Source organism: Candidatus Poriferisodalis sp. (assembly GCF_965221945.1).
Lineage (GTDB): Bacteria > Actinomycetota > Acidimicrobiia > Acidimicrobiales > Poriferisodalaceae > Poriferisodalis.
On sequence record NZ_OZ244925.1, the window covers coordinates 2,409,101 to 2,427,529 of the forward strand.

Annotated in this window: 15 protein-coding genes; 5 read left to right on the plus strand and 10 right to left on the minus strand. The window is 67.1% G+C overall.

Annotation, left to right across the window (positions count from 1 at the left end; all coding sequences use genetic code 11):
• Positions 1 to 42 precede the first annotated feature (42 nt).
• Positions 43 to 1,437, plus strand: coding sequence for a PQQ-dependent sugar dehydrogenase (locus tag ACOQPH_RS11230; protein ID WP_420621476.1), 1,395 nt, complete (start codon positions 43 to 45; stop codon positions 1,435 to 1,437).
• A gap of 34 nt (positions 1,438 to 1,471) precedes the next feature.
• Complete coding sequence (locus ACOQPH_RS11235) at positions 1,472 to 2,782, plus strand: MATE family efflux transporter (RefSeq protein ID WP_420621477.1); 1,311 nt, start codon at positions 1,472 to 1,474, stop codon at positions 2,780 to 2,782.
• Positions 2,783 to 2,806: 24 nt separating this feature from the next.
• Here the strand turns inward: ACOQPH_RS11235 and gatB are convergent, their stop codons facing one another.
• The 4 genes from gatB to ACOQPH_RS11255 all read right to left on the minus strand — a co-directional run bounded on the left by gatB (position 2,807) and on the right by ACOQPH_RS11255 (position 7,176).
• Positions 2,807 to 4,261: an Asp-tRNA(Asn)/Glu-tRNA(Gln) amidotransferase subunit GatB gene (gene gatB / locus ACOQPH_RS11240; protein WP_420621478.1), complete on the minus strand. Its 1,455-nt coding sequence runs from the start codon at positions 4,259 to 4,261 to the stop codon at positions 2,807 to 2,809.
• On the minus strand, positions 4,261 to 5,781 hold the full coding sequence (gene gatA, locus ACOQPH_RS11245; protein WP_420621479.1) for an Asp-tRNA(Asn)/Glu-tRNA(Gln) amidotransferase subunit GatA: 1,521 nt from the start codon (positions 5,779 to 5,781) through the stop codon (positions 4,261 to 4,263). Before gatA ends, gatB begins: the two co-directional genes overlap by 1 nt.
• Positions 5,782 to 5,837: 56 nt before the next feature.
• Positions 5,838 to 6,149, minus strand: a complete 312-nt coding sequence (gene gatC / locus ACOQPH_RS11250) for an Asp-tRNA(Asn)/Glu-tRNA(Gln) amidotransferase subunit GatC (RefSeq protein ID WP_420621480.1) — start codon at positions 6,147 to 6,149, stop codon at positions 5,838 to 5,840.
• A 118-nt stretch (positions 6,150 to 6,267) separates the two neighbouring features.
• Positions 6,268 to 7,176: a hypothetical protein gene (locus ACOQPH_RS11255; protein WP_420621481.1), complete on the minus strand. Its 909-nt coding sequence runs from the start codon at positions 7,174 to 7,176 to the stop codon at positions 6,268 to 6,270.
• A 176-nt stretch (positions 7,177 to 7,352) separates the two neighbouring features.
• On the opposite strand from ACOQPH_RS11255, the gene ligA reads away from it, so the two are divergent.
• Positions 7,353 to 9,551: an NAD-dependent DNA ligase LigA gene (gene ligA / locus ACOQPH_RS11260; RefSeq protein ID WP_420621482.1), complete on the plus strand. Its 2,199-nt coding sequence runs from the start codon at positions 7,353 to 7,355 to the stop codon at positions 9,549 to 9,551.
• Between the two features lie 38 nt (positions 9,552 to 9,589).
• On the opposite strand, the gene ACOQPH_RS11265 is transcribed toward ligA, so the two are convergent.
• The 4 genes from ACOQPH_RS11265 to ACOQPH_RS11280 are packed head-to-tail and all read right to left on the minus strand — an operon-like array spanning position 9,590 to position 13,554.
• Positions 9,590 to 10,774 carry an ATP-binding protein gene (locus ACOQPH_RS11265; RefSeq protein ID WP_420621483.1) on the minus strand — a complete coding sequence of 395 codons (1,185 nt, stop codon included), beginning with the start codon at positions 10,772 to 10,774 and terminating at the stop codon, positions 9,590 to 9,592.
• Positions 10,775 to 10,814: 40 nt separating this feature from the next.
• The gene (locus tag ACOQPH_RS11270) at positions 10,815 to 11,282 is read right to left on the minus strand and encodes a hypothetical protein (protein WP_420621484.1); all 468 of its coding nucleotides are present in this window, start codon (positions 11,280 to 11,282) and stop codon (positions 10,815 to 10,817) included.
• Positions 11,279 to 12,400, minus strand: a complete 1,122-nt coding sequence (mnmA, locus tag ACOQPH_RS11275; RefSeq protein ID WP_420621485.1) for a tRNA 2-thiouridine(34) synthase MnmA — start codon at positions 12,398 to 12,400, stop codon at positions 11,279 to 11,281. Before mnmA ends, ACOQPH_RS11270 begins: the two co-directional genes overlap by 4 nt.
• Entirely contained in the window at positions 12,397 to 13,554 is a 1,158-nt protein-coding gene (locus tag ACOQPH_RS11280; RefSeq protein WP_420621486.1) for a cysteine desulfurase family protein, read from the minus strand. The genes mnmA and ACOQPH_RS11280 overlap by 4 nt, the downstream gene beginning before the upstream one ends.
• Before the next feature lie 324 nt (positions 13,555 to 13,878).
• Between ACOQPH_RS11280 and ACOQPH_RS11285 the strand changes: the two genes are divergently transcribed.
• On the plus strand, positions 13,879 to 14,823 hold the full coding sequence (locus tag ACOQPH_RS11285) for a LysR substrate-binding domain-containing protein (RefSeq protein WP_420621487.1): 945 nt from the start codon (positions 13,879 to 13,881) through the stop codon (positions 14,821 to 14,823).
• Positions 14,824 to 14,948: 125 nt separating this feature from the next.
• Positions 14,949 to 16,073 (plus strand): SRPBCC family protein, encoded by a 1,125-nt coding sequence (locus tag ACOQPH_RS11290; protein ID WP_420621488.1) that lies wholly within the window; start codon positions 14,949 to 14,951, stop codon positions 16,071 to 16,073.
• A gap of 42 nt (positions 16,074 to 16,115) precedes the next feature.
• Here ACOQPH_RS11290 and meaB read toward each other — a convergent pair whose 3' ends face one another.
• Positions 16,116 to 17,081, minus strand: a complete 966-nt coding sequence (meaB, locus tag ACOQPH_RS11295; RefSeq protein ID WP_420621489.1) for a methylmalonyl Co-A mutase-associated GTPase MeaB — start codon at positions 17,079 to 17,081, stop codon at positions 16,116 to 16,118.
• A gap of 42 nt (positions 17,082 to 17,123) precedes the next feature.
• Positions 17,124 to 18,404: a UDP-N-acetylglucosamine 1-carboxyvinyltransferase gene (gene murA, locus ACOQPH_RS11300; protein ID WP_420621490.1), complete on the minus strand. Its 1,281-nt coding sequence runs from the start codon at positions 18,402 to 18,404 to the stop codon at positions 17,124 to 17,126.
• Positions 18,405 to 18,429 lie beyond the last annotated feature (25 nt).

An 18,429-nucleotide genomic window follows, 5' to 3' on the forward strand; every position in this document is an offset into this window, starting at 1 on the left:
AAATCAGGCCGGCATGCCGCTGGGTGGGCGTACATTGGCCGGGTGCAGGGCGGACGGCTGTTCAGCGTCGCTGTCTGCACCGTGGCTATTGCTGCTGGGGTGATGGCGGCCGGGTGCTCGAACATCGGGCTTGATGAGGGCACAGGCCCTGCCATCGGCAGTCCGGGCGACGGCACGGGCGCCGAGGCAACCGTGCCTGCCACGACGCTGCCGCTGACGCAGACCCCCGAGTACCTGGCGTCCAACATGCCGTGCCCGGTGGGTCTGTCCGAGCTCGGGGCGGTCCCACTCAGCGAGGCGGCCTCCGGGCGTGTCGTGACGCTCGCGCCGTACATCGACTTGGTCGAGGCAACCGTCATGGTGTTTGACGGGGCGACATCGGGCACTGGTGATTCAGGTACCAGCGGCGCGGGCGGTGGCTTTGTCGGCGACCGCAGGGGCCGCATCTGGCGATTTGCACCCAGCCTGGCGGTACAGGGGGGCCCCGGATTCGGTGCGGTCTTGAGCGCGGAGCCCGTGGCCGACTTCTCGTCGAACACGGCGGCCGAGCACGATCAGGGCTTGGTAGGCATGACACTGGGGCCGCACGGCCGGCTGTGGATCAACCGCACCGACCGGCACGGTTCCAGTGTCCTCACTGTGCTCACGCCGACCGCTGACCGCACGGCGCTGCATGGCGACTACACCGATGTGCTGCAGGTAAATCAAACCAATGCACAGCACAATGGCGGCGACTTGCTGTTCGGTCCCGACGGGCTGCTGTATGCGTCGTTCGGTGACGGCGGCGGCCTCGGCGACCCTCGTCATCACGGCCAGAACCTCGCCACTCCGCTGGGGGCCGTGCTGCGATTCGCCCTCGATACCGGCGGCAGCACTGATTCCGACGACTGGCGCCTGGTGCCCGCGCCGGGCAACCCGGACCTTGGGCCCGGCAGCGATCCGCACATCTGGGTCTACGGCACGCGCAACCCGTACCGCATGTCGTTCGACGAGGCGACCGGCACGTTGTGGGTCTCGGACGTGGGCCAGCAGTGCATCGAAGAGGTCAACGTGCTCGCACCCGACGAGGGCGGCGCCAACTTGGGGTGGAACGCCTACGAGGGCACTCGGCGCTTTGTGGGCGATGAGCTCAGCAACCACCGGGCACCGGACCTCGAGTACCGGCACGGGCGCGGCCTGTGCGCGGTGATCGGGGGACACGTCTACCGCGGCAGCGAGCTGGAGTGGCTGGCGGGTCGCTACGTGTTTGCGGATTTCTGCGGGGGCGACATCTACGCCGCATCGGTAGAGCCCCGTGCACAGCCCGACGAGGTCTGGCATCTGGGCGTGAGCACGCCGCGGCCGGTCGGGTTCGCCGTCGACGGAGCCGGCGAGCTGTACGTCATCGACATAGAAACCGGCGTGTGGCGACTCACCGCCGATTCTTTCGCCGGATGATGCCAGAAACATCGATTGCAACCGGGGCATAGCTGTGCTGCGCCGCACGGTCTATGACCGCGAGATCCTGCTGCTGGCCGTGCCAGCGTTCGGCGCGCTGATTGCCGAGCCGCTCTATGTGGTCACCGACACGGCCATCGTGGGCAGGCTTGGCACACCCGAGCTGGCAGGGCTAGCCATTGCATCGGCCATTTTGCTCAGCGCCCATGCCGCGCTGATCTTCTTGGCCTACGGCACGACGGGGCTGGTCGGTCGGCTGGTCGGCGCCGGCTCGCCGGAGCGGGCAGCCGAGCAGGGAATCGCTGGCATGTGGCTGTCGGTCGGCCTGGGCATCGCCGTCAGCCTGGCCATGTGGGCGGGATCCGACTGGCTCGTGGGTCTGTTCGATCCAACGCCCGAGGTCGCCGAGCTGGCGCTCACCTACCTGCGGATCAGCCTGATCGGCTTCACCGCGCTGCTCGCCGCCATGGCCGCCACCGGTTACCTGCGAGGCGCACAGGACACGGTCACGCCGCTCATCGTTGCCGTGGCGTCTGCTCTCGCGAATCTGCTGATCGAGCTCGTGCTGGTATTCGAGCTCGACATGGGAATCGCCGGCTCGGCCTGGTCGACGGTTGTTGCGCAGTGGGGCGCGGCGATCGTGTTCGTTGTAGCGGTCCGCCGCCGGACACGGGCCGCAGGCGCTTCGTTGCGGCTGGTCGCGGCCGCCGCACGCCGCTATGCCCGTGTTGGCCTGCAGATGTTCGTGCGCACGGGCGCGCTCCGGGGCTCGTTCGTGCTGGCGGCAGTATTCGCCTCGCGCATCGGCACCACGGAGATCGCCTCCCACCAGATCGGTGCGGAGATCTGGTCGCTGCTCGCCCTCGCCCTTGATGCGGTCGCGATTGCGGGTCAAGCCATGGTGGCCAAGGAGCTTGGCGCCAGTCGGCCCGAGGTGGCACGCGCCGCCAGCGTGCGGATGATCGGCATGAGCCTCCAGCTCAGCTTCATCTTCGGGGCAGCACTCGTTGTGCTGCGCGGGCCATTGGCATCGATCTTCAGCACCGATCCCGAAGTGGTCTCCCTCGGCGGTTTCGTGCTGCTGTTCGTGGCTGCCATGCAGCCGGTCAATGCCGCCGCCTTCGCCTTCGACGGCATCTTCATCGGCGCCGGTGACTTGGGCTTCTTGGCACGGGCAATGGCTGGCGCCGCGGTGGGATTCACGATTGTCGGGGGGACCGTGCGCTTGCTGGACCTGGGACTCGGCTGGCTGTGGGCCGCGCTGATCCTGTTCATGTGCCTGCGCGTTGCGCCCCAGTGGATTCACTTCCGAGGCGACGCCTGGCTCCGCACTGGCGACGCCTGAGCGCCGCGAACGGTCGCCGACCAGTCAAGCGTCGCGGCGCTGCGCGAGGAGCCGGTTGACGGCCTTGCCGTCAGCTTGGCCGCGGGTGGCCTTCATCACTGCACCCACGAAGACCCCGGCCACCTTGGACTCGCCGGCGCAGAACTTCTCCCAGGCCTCAGGGTTCTCGGCGATGGCCTGGTCCACCAGGGCCTCGAGTTCTCCAGAGTCCATGGCTTCGAAGCCCAACCCTGCTGCAATCGCGCCCGGTTCGGCACCGGCACCAGGCGCCCGTTCGCACATGATCCCGAGCACGGTCTTCGCCTGCGTGGCCGTGAGCTGGCCCGACGTTTCCATTGCGACAAGCGACGTCAGCTGCGTGACGTCGAGCAGCTCGGCCCCCTCGAGCGCCAGGTTCTGCACGGCGTGCGTGACGGTGCGGGCCGCATCAGCGCCGGCCTCGACTGCTCCCAGCACCAGCGGGGCCATGCCGCGGCTCACGATGACCTCCGCGTCGTCGGGGTCGGCACCCAGTGCACCGAGGCGCTCGCGCTGAGCGGCAGGCAGTGCTGGCATCGCAGAGCGCACCCGCTCGATCCAGTCGGGATCCGGCGCGAGCGGCACCAAGTCGGGTTCGGGGAAGTAGCGGTAGTCGTCGGCCTCTTCCTTGGACCTCAACGAGTGGGTGCGACCGTCGGTGGACCAGTGCCGGGTCTCCTGAATCGGCAACTCGCCCGCTTCATAGAGCCCGATGTGCCGCCGGGCCTCGTGGTCGATGGCGTTGCGCAGCGACCGCAGCGAGTTGAGGTTCTTGACCTCGCAGCGAGTGCGCAGTTCGCCCGAGCCGGCGGGCCGCACGCTGATATTTGCGTCGACGCGCAGAGAGCCTTCCTCAAGCCGAGCGTCGGACGCGCCGAGCGCCAGCAGGATCGCCCGCAGTTCGGTGACATAGGCGCTGGCCTCGTCGGCCGATCCGATGTCAGGTCGTGAGACGATTTCCAGCAGCGGTGTGCCCGCCCGGTTGTAGTCCACGAGCGCGCCGACCGCCCCGTGGATGCGGCCATCTGCACCCCCCAAGTGCGTCGTCTTGCCAGCGTCTTCTTCCAGATGCGCCCGCTCGATGCCAACCCGGTTCCCGCCGGGCACATCCAGCCAGCCATTCGAGCAGATCGGCTGGTCGTACTGGCTGATCTGGTAGTCCTTCGGCATGTCGGGGTAGAAGTAGTTCTTGCGGTGGAACACCGACGGCCGTATCTCGCAGTTGAGCGCGAGACCCACCGCCATGGCCAGTTCGACGGCGCGGCGGTTCAGCACGGGCAGTGAGCCGGGCAGGCCCAAGCAGACCGGCGTGACGTTGGTGTTCGGCTCGTCGCCGAAGCGGCTCGGCGCTGCGGAGAACAGCTTGGTGTCAGTCGCCAGCTCGACATGGACCTCGAGCCCGACAACGATCTCCCAGTCTGTCGGCGTCGAGAGCGCGGAGTCCTGATTCGCAGTCGCCATCACGCGCCCCCCAGCTGCGTCGACTTGCCAGCGGCCAACTGCGGTGCCGGAAGCACCGGCGCAACGCGCTCAAGTGCTGCCGCTACCGTCAGCATCGTCTCCTCGCCCAGCGCGGGAGCCAGCACTTGCACGCCCACCGGCAGGCTCTCCGCCCCCGTTCCGAACGGCACCGACATGGCCGGGTCGCCTGAGAGGTTTGACGGGATGGTGCAGGTGTCGCATCGGTACATCGTCATGGGATCGGAGCGCTCGCCGAAGCGGAATGCCACGCACGGCGAGGTTGGCGAGAGCAACACGTCGTAGTCCGCGTACGCAGCGTCGAAGTCCCGTCGCGTCAGCATGCGAACCCGTTGAGCCTTGCCGTAGTAGGCGTCGTAGTAGCCAGCGCTGAGGGCGAACGTTCCCAGCATGATGCGCGCCTTGACCTCGTCCCCGAAGCCAGCCCTGCGAGTCAAGCGGTTCATCTCCTCGACGTCGGCACCTTCGACACGCAGCCCGTAGCGAGTGCCGTCGTAGCGCGCCAAATTGCTGGAGGCCTCCGCCGGCGCAATGAGGTAGTACGCCGTGAGGCCATAGATGACCGCTGGCACGGACACGCGACCGACGACGGCCCCGGCTTCGGCAAGGGCATCGGCCGCCTCGAGCACCCGTTCGGTGACGTCGGCGTCGATCCCGTCGAGGACGTCGCCGTTGCTGCCGCCGATTCCCGCGCCGTTGCGTCCGCCCCCGGTCAGCTCGCTGACCACACCCACCCGCAGACCCTCGACACCCCTTCTCAGCGCGGCGTCGTAGTCGGGCACGGCAGTTGGGATGGACGTGCTGTCAGCTGGATCATGGCCGCTGATGACTTCGAGCGCGAGCGCCGCGTCGGCAACGTCGGCTGCGAACGGGCCGACCTGGTCGAACGAGCTGGCGAAGGCCACGAGCCCGTAGCGGCTGACGCGGCCGTAGGTGGGCTTGATGCCGACGATGCCGCACAGCGCAGCGGGTTGCCGGACCGAGCCGCCGGTTTCAGACCCCAGAGCGAGCGGCGCAAAGCCGGCGGCGACCGCGGCAGCCGAGCCCCCACTGGAGCCTCCGGGCACCCGAGCGAGGTCGTAGGGGTTGCGTGTGGGGCCGAATGCCGAGTTCTCGGTGGAACTGCCCATCGCGAACTCGTCCAGATTGGTCTTGCCGACCATCACCGCACCAGCGGCCGTCATCGCCTGCACCACCGTGGCGTCATAGGGAGGCGACCACGTCTCGAGCATGCGGGATGAGCAAGTGGTCGGCACGCCGCTGGTGCACAGGTTGTCCTTGAATGCGACGGGCACACCTGCCAGCGGACCCGGATCGCGGCCTTCGTCGACAGCGGCATCGATGGCCGCGGCCGCAGCACGGGCCCGCTCGGCTGTCACCGTGTTGAACGCGTGAATGTCGCCTTCGTGCATGTCGATGCGGCCGAGATACTCCTCCAGCACGTCCGCTGCTCGGCGGGTGCCGCTGCGCACGTCCTGCGCGATGGCCTTCGCTGTGTTCATCGGGCTGGGCTCATTGCACTGGGCTCATCCGGGTTCGCGAGCGGGTCATCACCGGCTCAGGACTCGCCGCCGAGCACTGGCGGCACTTCGAACTGTCCATCGGATACCGCGGGTGCTTGGCCCAGCACCTCGTCCCGGTCCACCGGCGGACCGGCGACGTCGTCGCGGAAGACATTTTGCAGCGGATAGGGGTGCGCAAGCGGCGGCACATCTGCCAGATCGAGATCTTCCAGCTCGCGGGCGTGGTCCAGGACGCGCCCGAGGTGGCCGGTGTAGTGATCGATCTCGGCTGGCGTGAGCTCGATCCTCGCCAGGCGCGCCACATGCGCCACTTGGTCTGTGCTGATCACAGGCGTCGATTCTGCCATCGCATGCGGCAGGGTACCGGTGCGTTGTCATCGAGAAATCGACCGGAAACGGGTGGCTGCTCGACGACCGATCAACGGCCGACAAGCGACGGATCGGCCCTCGATCAGGGGGAGCCAATCAGCGGGGAATTCGTCGGCGGGCGGCTTCGGACAGCACTTCGCCCGGACGGGTTGGGCTGAACAGCACCCGGGAAACCGCCATCACCTGTGCAGTGCCTGTCGTGCGCGGCACCACTTCGACCTGACCGTCCAAGGTGACGAGCAGCACGGGGCCGAGCGCGTTGCCGCTGACGTCCGCCAGGTCGTCCGCACCAAGGTCGATGTCAGCGGGCGCTGGACCGAGCGACGCGATATCGGCGCGGCGCAGCAGGAACGGCTCGCGCGTCGCCATGCGATCGTGCAGGACGAATCCGTTGGGCACGAACACGACCCAGCGACGGGCCAGTTGATGCAGCGACCGGAAGCCCAGCACCGCCGAGGTGAACCCCGTGACCGTGGCAACGGCAGCCCAGATCCACTGCTCGATGGCCCACAGCACCAGCGGCGTCGTTGTCCCGGCGACGACAGCCGCCCACACCAGCGGGACGGGCGCCACTGCCAGCAGGAACGGGGTACGCAACAGCATCCGTCGTTCATTGCCATAGCTGAGACCGTCCACGATGGAATTGCCGGTCTCGGGCAGCAGAGCAACAGCGGTCGCGATGGCCGCACCCGCGATGGCTGCTGCTGCACGTGGGGCCGCCAGGTCGGCATCCCATGCCGCCGCGGCCACGACCGATCCGACCGCCACGCCGATGGAGGCAGGCACGCAGATGCGAACGACGGTGAGAGCCCACGGCCGCCGCACAAAGGCTGCTGTCAGCACAAGTGCCCAGGCAGCCCACAATTCGGCGCTGAGGATGCGTGCCGACATCTCCGAGCAAGCGCTGAGCGCGTCCGCCGCAGCGGCTCCGACGCTCCACGGCATCACCAACCACAACAGCCGCATCAGCCACAGCGTCGGATGCGCGCGAAGCGTTGCGGTCACGGGTGAAGTCTCGCCGCTGGATGCCGCGATACCCCGCCCAACTGCTGCCGAAAGTGTTGCAGCCCCTCAGTACTCTCGGCAGTGCGATGCCCTCCGACAGCAACGACTCAACAGGCGAGCGCCGTGCGGCGGCGCTCAGCTCCGCTCCCGAGAGCGTTCTCAACCTAATGCGGCACTTGTCAAGTCTGATCAGCCGCTACGACGTTGAGTACCACCGAGACGATGCGCCGTCGGTGCCCGATGGGGAGTACGACGCCCGCAAGCGCGAACTCATCGAACTCGAAGCGCGCTATCCCGATTTCGCGGATCCGAATTCGCCCAGCCAGCGTGTCGGCGCAGAGCTGTCGGCACTCTTCAGCGAAGTCGTCCATGCCAGACCGATGATGTCGCTCGACAACGCCATGGACTTCGATGAGCTGCGCTCGTGGCATGGCCGTGTCATGCGCGGGCTCGCTGCGGCGCAGCCGACACTGTTCGACGACGCGGACCCCGACGACGATGGAGACGGGGCTGAGGTCGACGTGCCCGAACCGGACCTGATCTGCGAGCTGAAGTTTGACGGGCTGGCCGTTTCGCTTCGGTACGAGCAGGGACGCCTTGTTCAGGCAGCGACACGGGGGAACGGGCGCGTCGGCGAGGACGTCACCGCGAACATCGTGACCATCGCGGACATCCCTCGGGAACTGAGTACGTCGGCGCCGTTGCCCGAGGTCATCGAGGTGCGCGGCGAGGTCTTCTTGCCGCTGCACAGGTTCCGCGAATTGAACGAGTCGCAGGCCAAGGCGCGCCATGCCCTGACCGAAGCCACAGAGAGCGCCAGGCAACGGCTTGCAAGCACCACCGAAGACATGCCGGTGACTGAGCGGCGGAAGCTCGAGTCGCTGGCCAGGCTCACGTCGGTCGATGTGCAGCGCCGCCATCCCGACTACGCAAATGCCCGAAACACAGCTGCGGGCAGCCTGCGCCAGAAGGATCCCTCGATTGTCGCGATGCGAGGACTGTCATTCTGGAGTTACGACGTCGGCGAGCTGGTTGGCGGCCCCGACCTCGGCGGTGCGGGCGAGGTCTTCGAGTACCTAGGCACGCTCGGCATGCCGGTGAGTCCCGAGATCCGCACCTTCGGCACGCTCGCCGAAGTCGAGGATTTCTGCACGACGTGGGAGCACGACCGCCACAAGCCCTCCTATGAAATCGACGGCGTTGTCGTGAAGGTGGCCGATCTGGCGCTCCGGTCGGAACTGGGTTACACCAGCCGTGCGCCGCGCTGGGCAGTGGCCTACAAATTCCCTCCCGAGGAACGCACGACCAAGCTGCGCAGCATCATGGTCTCGATCGGCCGCACAGGTCGCGCTACTCCCTTCGCCGACATGGAGCCCGTCTTCGTCGGCGGATCGACGGTGTCGCTCGCCACGCTGCACAATCAGGACCAGGTCGCCGCCAAGGACGTCCGCCCGCGCGACACGGTCATCGTGCGCAAGGCCGGCGACGTCATCCCCGAAGTGGTCGGCCCAGTGCTCGCCGAACGCCCCTCAGACTCCGAGCCCTGGCGCTTCCCCGACGAGTGTCCTTCGTGTGGCAGCAAGCTGGAACGCAACGAGGGTGATGCCAACACCTACTGCCGGAACCGCACATGCCGAGACCGAGTGATCCAGGGCATCGGTCACTTCGTTGGCCGCGGCGCGCTCGACATCGAGGGCCTCGGCGAGCGAACGATCGTGACGTTCTACGAACGGGGACTCATCGCTGGCCCAGCAGACCTCTTCGGGCTGATCATCGATCAACTTGTCGGGCTCGAGGGATTCGCCGAAAAATCCGCCAACAGTCTTCTTGTCGAGATCGAGGCTGCTCGTGATGCGCCACTGGCTCGATTGCTCATCGGTCTCGGCATCGAGCACCTCGGTCCGACGGCATCGGAACTGCTGGCACGGCGATTCGGCTCACTTCGAAGGATCGTGGCCGCGAACGATGAGGAACTCGCAGCAATCGATGGCATTGGCCCGATCATTGCCGCAAGCGTCACCAGCTTCTTTGCCGATAAGGGCAACGCTGCGCTAGTCGAACGGCTGGACCAAGCAGGGGTGCGCTTCGACCGAGTTGACGGCGAGCTGGATGCGCCACAGGTGCTTGCAGGCAAGTCAGTCGTGGTGACCGGCAATCTCGATGGCTGGCATCTCAGCCGCGACGAAGCCAAGGCCGCGATCACAGCACGAGGAGGCAAGACCCCAGGCAGCGTCAACAAGAGCACGTTCGCTCTGGTGGCAGGAGCGAACGCCGGACAGACCAAGCTCGACAAGGCCGCCGACCTCGGCGTGCCGATCCTTGACGACAACGGCCTACGAACCCTGCTCGAGACCGGGGAACTCGCAGCCGGCTAGGCGCCCACCCCTCCCAGCCGGTGGCACCTACTTGGGGGTTAGGGGCCGAGGGCGGTGACGGGGGTGACTCGGACGCCGTCGCGGCGGGTGTAGGCGAAGCCGAGGGCGGTGATGACCACCATGCCGACCAACTGCCCGGCACGGTCAGCGGCAACGTTGTCGCGTACGCGTTGCAGCGACTGGGCCGCTGCTTCGATCGCGTCGCTGCCGCCGAGCTTGATTTCTGCCGCGAGCCATCGCCCGTCGGGCAATTCGACGATGGCGTCGGCTTCGGTGCCCGCCGCGTCGCGCAGGTGAGAGACGCGTCCGTCGTGGGGCTGAGCGAGCACTCGCAGATCCCTCACCACGAGCGACTCGAACAGCAGGCCGAGCGTGGACATGTCACCAATGAGGCGCTCAGCATTGGCGCCGAGTGCGGCAGCCGCCAGCGAGGGATCGGCCAGATGCCACTTGGCCGACTTGCGCAGCGGTGCTCGAGAACGCAGGCGAACCGACCACGCGGGCTGTTCTTCGACCACGAAGACGCGTCGCAGTGCTTCCAGATACGCACGAACGGTGTGGCGGTGAAGTGACTCCAGTTCCGCGTCCGCGCCCAATGTGCTCATGCTGGCTTCGGTCGCGACATTTCGTGCCAGTGAATGGAGCAGTCGCTCCACACCGGCGGGATTTCGGATGGCAGCGTCATCGAGGAGTCGAACATCGGATCGGGCAGCTTCGGAGAGATAGCCGCGCAGGTTGCGCTGAATCTCCGGCAACGGCATCTCCACCTGACCGGGCCATCCACCCCGGCACAGTATTTGCGTGACTTCTGCGAGTCCCGAATCGGGTCGGCTTGCGCTCGCCGGTTGGCCGCTGAGAAGTCCTCCCAGAGACACCTCACCCGTGGAATCCCCTGACTCGAACAGCGACATCGGCCTCATTCGGATCCGGCGAACTCGTCCTGCACCGGTGTGGCGGGTGGCGTCGGCGGCGGGCCGGGCCGACCCTGCCAAGATGAAGCACCCGAATTCGGCCGTGGCGTCAACGGCGTGGCGCACGTGGTTCCACAGCCCAGGCACCACCTGCCATTCGTCGAGCAACCGGGGCGCCTCGCCGCCCAACAGCGTCGAAGGGTCGATGCTGCCGAGAGCGCGCGCGTCGAGATCAGTGTCGAGGCGGATGGCGCTGCGGGCGTGACGCAGTCCCGTCCAGGTCTTGCCACAGCCGCGCGGTCCCTCAAGCACGAGGAACCCTGCAGACTGAAGGCCACGTTCGACTTCGAGATCAGAACGTCGAGAAGCACCACTCGAAGCTGAAGTCGGCCGCTTCGATGTCGATCGTCGGAGTGGCGGTCACACGAGCGCATGTCTGCCCGCTGCGCAGCTTCTCGATGACCTTGCCAGTCCCTGGAGCAAAGAAATACTCACCGAGTTGGGTCGTGCCGGCGTCGAGCTGTCCAGCGGGAATGGTCGTCCCGTTGATGACGAGTGTCGGCCTCCAGCCGGGGTCGAGACGAGCACCGATCGGGCTCTGGTGTGGCACTTGAGCGCCGGGCACCGGCGTCACTGTCTGCAGGCCGCTCGGATATGGCGGAGCTGACTCGCCGCCGCGAGTCAGCCACACCGCGAGCACGACGCCCGCCGCGGCGACGAGCACGCCAAGCGTGATGGCCGTCGAGACACCTTTGCGCAACGCCCAGGAAACGGGCGGATCGTTGCCGTTGGGATTGCCCTCGGATCTCGCGCGCCTCATGCGAGATGTCCGGCGGCGGTCGCACCGCCGAGCACCTCGTCACCTTCGTAGAAGACGACAGCTTGTCCTGCAGCGACGCGGCGCTGAGGTTCGATCCAGTGCAACTGACCCTCAGCATCGAGGCTCGCTGGCAGCGCGTGCCCGTGCGCGCTGGTCTGGGCGAGTATGTCGCCGGCAACGGACCTGTTGGCCCAGCGATGGTCGACCAGCTGGACACCCCGTGCTGCCAGATCATCGACCCCGCCGACGGTGACACGACGGGTTCCGATGTCTACTTCGATGGCGTATCGACGCTGCGGCGCGCCGCCGAGATCGAGACCCTTGCGCTGGCCGACCGTAACCAACTCCACCGCCGGAGCGGTGCCGATGCGCCTGCCCGAGGTGTCGACCAGCTCCGCGGTGTGCAGGTCGATGCGTTCAGCCAGGAAGCGTTCCCTGCCCGCGGTCTCGGTGATGAAGCAGACGTCCTGGCTCTCGGCCTTTTGGGCCGTGCGCAGTCCGAGTTCGGATGCAATTGCCCGCAGCTCGTCCTTGCGGTAGTCGCCGACGGGGAACCACACGTCCGCCAGATCTGACGCCGAGAGCATGTACAGGACGTAGGACTGGTCTTTCGCGCTGTCGGTACCGCGCTGCAGCGCCAACCCGCCGCTTCGGGAGCTGATGCGCACGTGATGTCCGGTGACCAAGCGGTCGAAGCCCAAGCGACGGGCTCGGTCCAACAGCACATCGAACTTGACATGCCGGTTGCAGGCGATACACGGGTTTGGAGTGAGACCTCTGCGGTGTGCATCCACGTACGTCTCGACGACATCGCGCTCGAATTCGGCCGCGTAGTTGAAGACGAAGTGGTCGATGCCCAACTGCTGGCACACCCTGCGGGCATCGTCCACGTCTGACACCGCGCAGCAGCCTTGATCCTGGGGCCCTCCCCACAGCTTCAGCGTGACGCCGACTACTTCATGGCCCTTGCGCAGGCACAGCGCGGCAGCGACGGAGCTGTCGACGCCGCCCGACATCGCGACGAGTACCTTGCTCTTCGTCGCTGCCCCATGCAGCTGTGTCTTCGTCGCTGCCCCATGCAGCTGTGTCTTCGTCGCTGCCCCATGCAGCTGTGTCATCGCAGCTGCTCCACGCAGCCGGGAATCGCTTCGACGGCCCGCTCGATCTCCCACGGTTCGGTGCACCAGCCCAGCGACAGGCGCAGCGAGCCAGCTGCGGCTTGGCGGTCAACGCCCATGGCGGCAAGCACATGGCTGGGCTCCATGGCACCCGATGCACATGAGGCCGCTGCGGAGGCCATCACGTCATATCGATCGAGCAGCACCAGCAACGCCTCGGTCTCGATGCCTTCGAGGAGCAACTGGCAGATGCCCGCGGCGCGGCACGACCTGGCGACGGTCTCGGCACATCCGTCGATTGCTGTGAGCAGACCGTCGGCCAACTGATCCGCCATAGCGCCTATCCGGCAGATGTCGGCGTCGCGCGTCTCGGTCAGCTCCCCAAGCGCGGCGCCGAGCGCGGCGATGCCAGCGGTGTTGTGCGTGCCGCTGCGCCGGTCCGCCTCCTGTCCGCCGCCGAGCAGCTGCGCCGACAGCGGCACCTCGGGCCGGATGCCCATGAGGCCGACGCCCTTGGGGCCGCCGAACTTGTGAGCGCTCAACGACAGCAGGTCTGCGGGGCGCGCCGCTGCGGCGATGTCAATCCAGTTGACGCCCTGCACGGCATCGGTGTGCAGCAGCGCCTCGGGGGCGTGTGCACGCACCACCTCGGCGACCGCATCGAGGTCGGCAACGACGCCTGACTCGTTGTTGACGAGCATCACCGAGACCAATCCGACCGGCGGACCCGCATCGGGAGCCAGCTGTGCTGCCAAATGTTCGAGATCGACCGCGCCGCCGGAATCGACTCGCACCTTCCGTCCGCCGACCGCTTCAACCGGATGCAGCACTGCGTGGTGTTCGGTCGCCGGGCACAGTGCGGTCGTTCGGGTCGCAGCCGTGACGCCGCGCACTGCGAGATTGTCGGCCTCGGTCCCGCCACTGGTGAACACGATGCCGTGCGGGTCGAAGTCGAGCGCGTGGGCCGCAATCTCGCGGGCGTCGTCGATCGCTAACCTTGACCTGCGCGCCATGCGGTGAGCTCCCGACGGATTGGCGAACTGGGTCTCAAAGAACGGCGTCATGGCCTCGACGGCACACGGCCGCATCGGCGTCGACGCAGCACAGTCGAGATAGGCGGGCCGATCAGCGGTCCGAATCCCGTCGACGTTCACATCGTGAGGTTACGGGTGCTGCCCAAGGCCGTCCGCCGGCGGGCGCAGATGTGCCACTCCGAGCACTCATTCATGGCTTTGGCCTAATCGACACGAAGGGACAAACGAATGGTTTTGGGGCCGTTTGCGCGACCACCTGCGTGCGGAGCCGGGAGACAATGCATGTGGGGACAACCGCAACCGACCTCTTCAGCCTGGAGGAAAGAACTTCATGGACATCACCTCACTGGTGAGTCGGACGTCCCCATCGCCGACAGCCGGAAGCGTCACGTGAGTCCCCCGTCGGCGACACGTCCGAATACCAACTCCGTCGGTCGACCGACCATGCGCCAGTTGGAGTATCTAGCGGCACTGGACACGCACGGGCACATCGGACGCGCGGCAGCGGCCTGCTACGTCTCCCAGCCCACGCTGAGTACACAGATCCGGCAGCTCGAACGCCATCTCGGCGTCGCGATCACCGAACGGGTCGGCCGCGGCATCGTCGTGACTCATATAGGTCGCGAGCTGGCGGACCGTGCCCGGACCGTCCTGCGCGATGCCGACGAGCTCCTCGAATGGGGCCGCAGCAGCACTGACGAACTCATCGGCCCCTTGAGAATCGCCGCGATCCCGACGGCAGCGCCGTACCTGCTGGCGCGAATCCTGCCCATCGTCCGCGAGCGACACCCTGACGTGCAGATACATCTCGACGAGCTCAAGACACTTGCGCTGGTCGACGTGTTGACCACGGCCCAGCTCGATCTTGGGCTGCTGGCATTGCCGATTCCGTCCGGGGACATCGAACATCTCGTGTTGCTCGAAGATCCCTTCCTGCTGGCAATGGAGCCCCGGCATCGTTTGGCGCGCCGGCCCGCTGTGACGTCGGACGAACTCGCTGATGAGACGGTGCTGCTGCTCGAAAATGGCCACTGTCTGCGTGGTCAAGCGCTCGAGGTCTGCCGCGACGCTGGCGCCCATGAGGTCGGCAAGGGCGGTACCAGCCTGACGACGATCTGCCAGATGGTTGCAGCCGGGATGGGCGTGACGCTGCTGCCCAGGAGCGCCGCCCCCATCGAGGCGCGACGAGGCGCAGGAATCGTTGTCCGCCCGTTCAGCGACGCAATCCCGAGCCGCCAACTGGCACTCGCTTGGCGTGGTCGGTCACCCGCCGCGCCCTTGTACCGCGAGCTGGCAGTCCTAATTGCGGAACGGCTGGCGGATCTGAACAACACCTCGCCGCCGGCAGCAGCGAGGCAGGAACCTGGAGACGCGCCAGACGCGGAATGACAGCAGCCGATTGCGGTGCCACACTCTCTGAGCGTTCGCACTCGCTGGCCTCGCTCCCTTGCCGGGCTACGAGACCCATTGGATGCGACGCACTTGCGACGGGCAACGACAGGGCAGCCGGCGACATGGGCATCGAGGTCAAGATCGACATTCCCGCATCGCAACAAGAGGTCTGGGATTTCGCGGCGGACCTTGCTCGCAATGTGGAGTGGATGGTTGACGCCGAATTGATCACCTTCACCTCCGATCAGACCGAAGGTGTCGGCACGACGTTCGACTGCGTGACCAAGCTCGGCCCGCTGCAGACAACAGATCGCATCGAAGTCGTTGAGTGGGACCCGCCGCGAACGCTCGGCGTCGAGCACCACGGAGCCGTGCGTGGCACTGGCCGGTTCACGCTCACTCCGATTGATGAAGGCACACGCTTCACCTGGAACGAGGAACTCTTGCTGCCGTGGTACTTCGGCGGGCGCTTCGGGCGGCAGCCCGCCTCGTTGGTGCTCGAGCGCATGTGGCGGAAGAATCTGCGCACGCTGCGGGCCCGGATTCTCGAACGGCAGCAAGGACCGACCGGCCATGAGCCTGGACCGCTGCTCGGGATGGGACGTGACTCAGAAGTGCGTGCCTACGGCCCGCACATCATTCGCGTCAGCCTCCGCGGGCGAGATCTGAGCCACGAAGCCGAAGCGATGCGCCACGTGCGGTCGTACGGCTTTCCTGCGCCCAAAGTGATCTCGGTGCCCGACGATCACTCGGTGGTGATGGAGCGCCTCTCCGGACCCACCATGCTCGACGACTTAGCGGCAAAGCCGTGGCTGCTGTCGCGACACGCGAAGGGTTTGGCGAGACTGCACCGGCGACTCGGCGAGGTACCGGCGCCCGGCGATTGGGTCAAGGTCTCAGGCGGCAGCTCGGTCGTCCATCTCGACCTGCAGCCCGACAACGTGAAGCTCACCCCCGGCGGCCCCGTCGTCATCGACTGGTCGAACGCAGCCGCCGGCGACTGCGGATTCGACGCTGCCTCCACCTACGTGCGGCTGCGCACCGGCTCGCCCGACAACCACGCCGCCGCCCGTGCGGTCATCAACGCATTCCGCACCCGCTTCGCGCGCGCCTTCCTCAAGGCGTTCGGCGCCGACGAGATTCTCTCGCGCCTGCGCGCCGCGGCCGACCTGCGGCTGCTCGACCGCAACCTGCACCCGAACGAGCGCGAGGCGGTCTTCGCGCTCGCCCGCGGCGAACTCGACTGAGTCCCGCAGCGCCAGGGCGTCCACAAGATCAACTCTGGCGACTCAGCGAGCCTGGCTGAGAAGGACTTCGGCAGCGGCGTAGGGATCCAGCTCTCTCCGAGCAAGACGCTCGCGGAGCTGTTCTGCGGCAGGACCATCGGTCAGCGCCTTAACACGCTCAGCGATGCTGGCCCGCAAGACCTCATCGAACTCGGTCTCCACACGAGCCGCTCGGCGCGCCTCCAGTTCCCCCGAAGCCGTGCAGTGATCGCGGTGCGCGCAGATGGCGTCCCACAGCTCGGCCGCGCCTTCGCCGGTGGTGCCAACCGAGGTGAGAATCGGCGGGTCCCAGTCACCCGGCGCAGAGAGGTCCAGCATCTGGCGGATGTCCCTGCTCGTTTCCGACGTGCCGGGCCAGTCGGCCTTGTTCACAACAAAGATGTCGGCGATCTCCATCAGACCCGCCTTGTTGGCCTGCACCGAATCGCCCCAACCCGGATTCACGACCACGACCGTGGTATCGGCGGCGCCGACGATCTCGGTCTCGACCTGTCCCACGCCGACTGTCTCGATGACCACCCACGGCCAGCCCAGCGCATCCAGCACCCGCGCCGCGAGCGGCGTCGCCAGCGTGAGACCGCCGAGATGGCCCCGGGTGGCCATCGAACGGATGTAGACGCCCTCGTCGAAGGTGTGGTCGGACATGCGCACCCTGTCGCCGAGGATCGCCCCACCGCTGAACGGCGACGACGGATCGATGGCGAGCACGGCAAGCCGCTCCCCGCGCTCGCGGGCCACGCCGGCCACTGCCGAGTTGAGGGTGGACTTCCCGGACCCAGGGGCACCCGTCATTCCGACCGTGTGAGCGTTGCCTGACTGGGCGAACGTCAGCGCTCCCAGCTCCCGTGCCTGCGGACCCCCACGCTCGACGTGCGACATGATCCGCGCCAGGGCGCGCCGGTGCCCCGTGCGAGCAGCCTCGAGCAGGCTCGCCACATCGGCAGTCAGGGAACCTTCGGTGGGCGTCATCGGCGCGCCGACGGTAGCGATGCGCGCCGAAGGTGGCACGCTCTAGCGGCGTGTGATGGTCGCGCCAATGCCGGCGAGCTTGCTGACGAGATCCTCGTAGCCACGATCGATGTGCGTGGCGCCTGCCACTTCGGTCTCGCCTTCGGCTGCGAGGCCGGCCACCACCAGTGCCGCGCCAGCTCGGATGTCATGCGCGCGTACCGGCGCTCCCGAGAGGCGTTCGGTGCCGCGCACTACGGCATGATGGCCCTCTGTGCGGATGTCGGCACCCATGCGCCGCAACTCATCGATGTAGCGGAACCGCCCGGTGAAGATGTTCTCGGTGACGATCCCGACGCCGGACGCCGTCGTGAGCATCGAGACGAGGAACGGCTTGTAGTCGGTCGCCAGGCCCGGATACGGCAGCGTGGAGACGTCCGCGGACGAGAGCCGTCCGGTCGCGGTCGCCCTCACCCCCGCCGCGTCGGAAACGATGCGCACCTCCATCTCGGTGAGCTTGCGAATCAGCATCGTCATGTGGTCAGCCACCGCGTCACGCAGGAACACCGACCCACCGCACATGCCGACCGCCGCAAGGAATGTGGCTGCCTCAATGCGGTCGGGAATCACCCGGTAGCCGTCGGTGGATCTGGCGGGCGCCAAGCGTTCCACCCCGTCGACCGCGAGGCGATCCCCTGCCCAGCCCACCTGCGCTCCCATCTGGTTGAGGAAGTTCACGAGGTCGCCGATCTCTGGTTCGCGGGCCGGGTTGTGAATGAGCGTGCGGCCCTTGGCTCGCACCGCAGCCATCAGCACGTTCTCGGTCGCGCCCACCGAGGGATACTCCAGCACGACTTCTGTCCCGGTGAGCACCTCCGCGGTGCCCGAGATGTCGCCGTGGGCGGTGCTGAACACTGCCCCGAGGCTCTCCAACGCCCTCAGGTGCATGTCGATTGGGCGCGGTCCGAAGTCGTCCCCGCCCGGCAGCGCCACACGGGCCTTGCCGAATCGCGCCAGCAGCGGGCCGAGCACCACGATGGAGGCTCGCATGCGCTCGACAAGGTGGTACGGCGCCGCTGTGTCCAACTCCTCCGGCACGTCAATGACGAGCCGGTGATCGGCACGCGTCACCGTCACACCCATCGCTTCGAGCAGCTCGCACATGAGCGTCACGTCGGAAATGTCGGGCACGTTGGCCAGCACGTGTCGGCCTTCGGCCAGCAGGCACGCTGCCATCAGCTTGAGCACGCTGTTCTTGGCGCCGCCGATGCGGACCTCGCCTTCGAGGGCGCTGCTGCGCTGGGCCACGATCGTGTCAAGCTCGCCCGAATCCGGCTCTTTCATCGCCCTACCGATACCACTGCCGGGC

What these genes read in the sequence shown, in the direction of transcription:
- meaB (WP_420621489.1), bottom strand. Translation starts at nt 17,081, where the DNA reads ATGACGCCCACCGAAGGTTCCCTGACTGCCGATGTGGCGAGCCTGCTC.
- gatA (WP_420621479.1), bottom strand. Translation starts at nt 5,781, where the DNA reads ATGAACACAGCGAAGGCCATCGCGCAGGACGTGCGCAGCGGCACCCGC.
- ACOQPH_RS11270 (WP_420621484.1), bottom strand. Translation starts at nt 11,282, where the DNA reads ATGAGGCGCGCGAGATCCGAGGGCAATCCCAACGGCAACGATCCGCCC.
- gatC (WP_420621480.1), bottom strand. Translation starts at nt 6,149, where the DNA reads ATGGCAGAATCGACGCCTGTGATCAGCACAGACCAAGTGGCGCATGTG.
- mnmA (WP_420621485.1), bottom strand. Translation starts at nt 12,400, where the DNA reads ATGACACAGCTGCATGGGGCAGCGACGAAGACACAGCTGCATGGGGCA.
- ACOQPH_RS11290 (WP_420621488.1), top strand. Translation starts at nt 14,949, where the DNA reads ATGGGCATCGAGGTCAAGATCGACATTCCCGCATCGCAACAAGAGGTC.
- ACOQPH_RS11285 (WP_420621487.1), top strand. Translation starts at nt 13,879, where the DNA reads ATGCGCCAGTTGGAGTATCTAGCGGCACTGGACACGCACGGGCACATC.
- murA (WP_420621490.1), bottom strand. Translation starts at nt 18,404, where the DNA reads ATGAAAGAGCCGGATTCGGGCGAGCTTGACACGATCGTGGCCCAGCGC.
- gatB (WP_420621478.1), bottom strand. Translation starts at nt 4,261, where the DNA reads ATGGCGACTGCGAATCAGGACTCCGCGCTCTCGACGCCGACAGACTGG.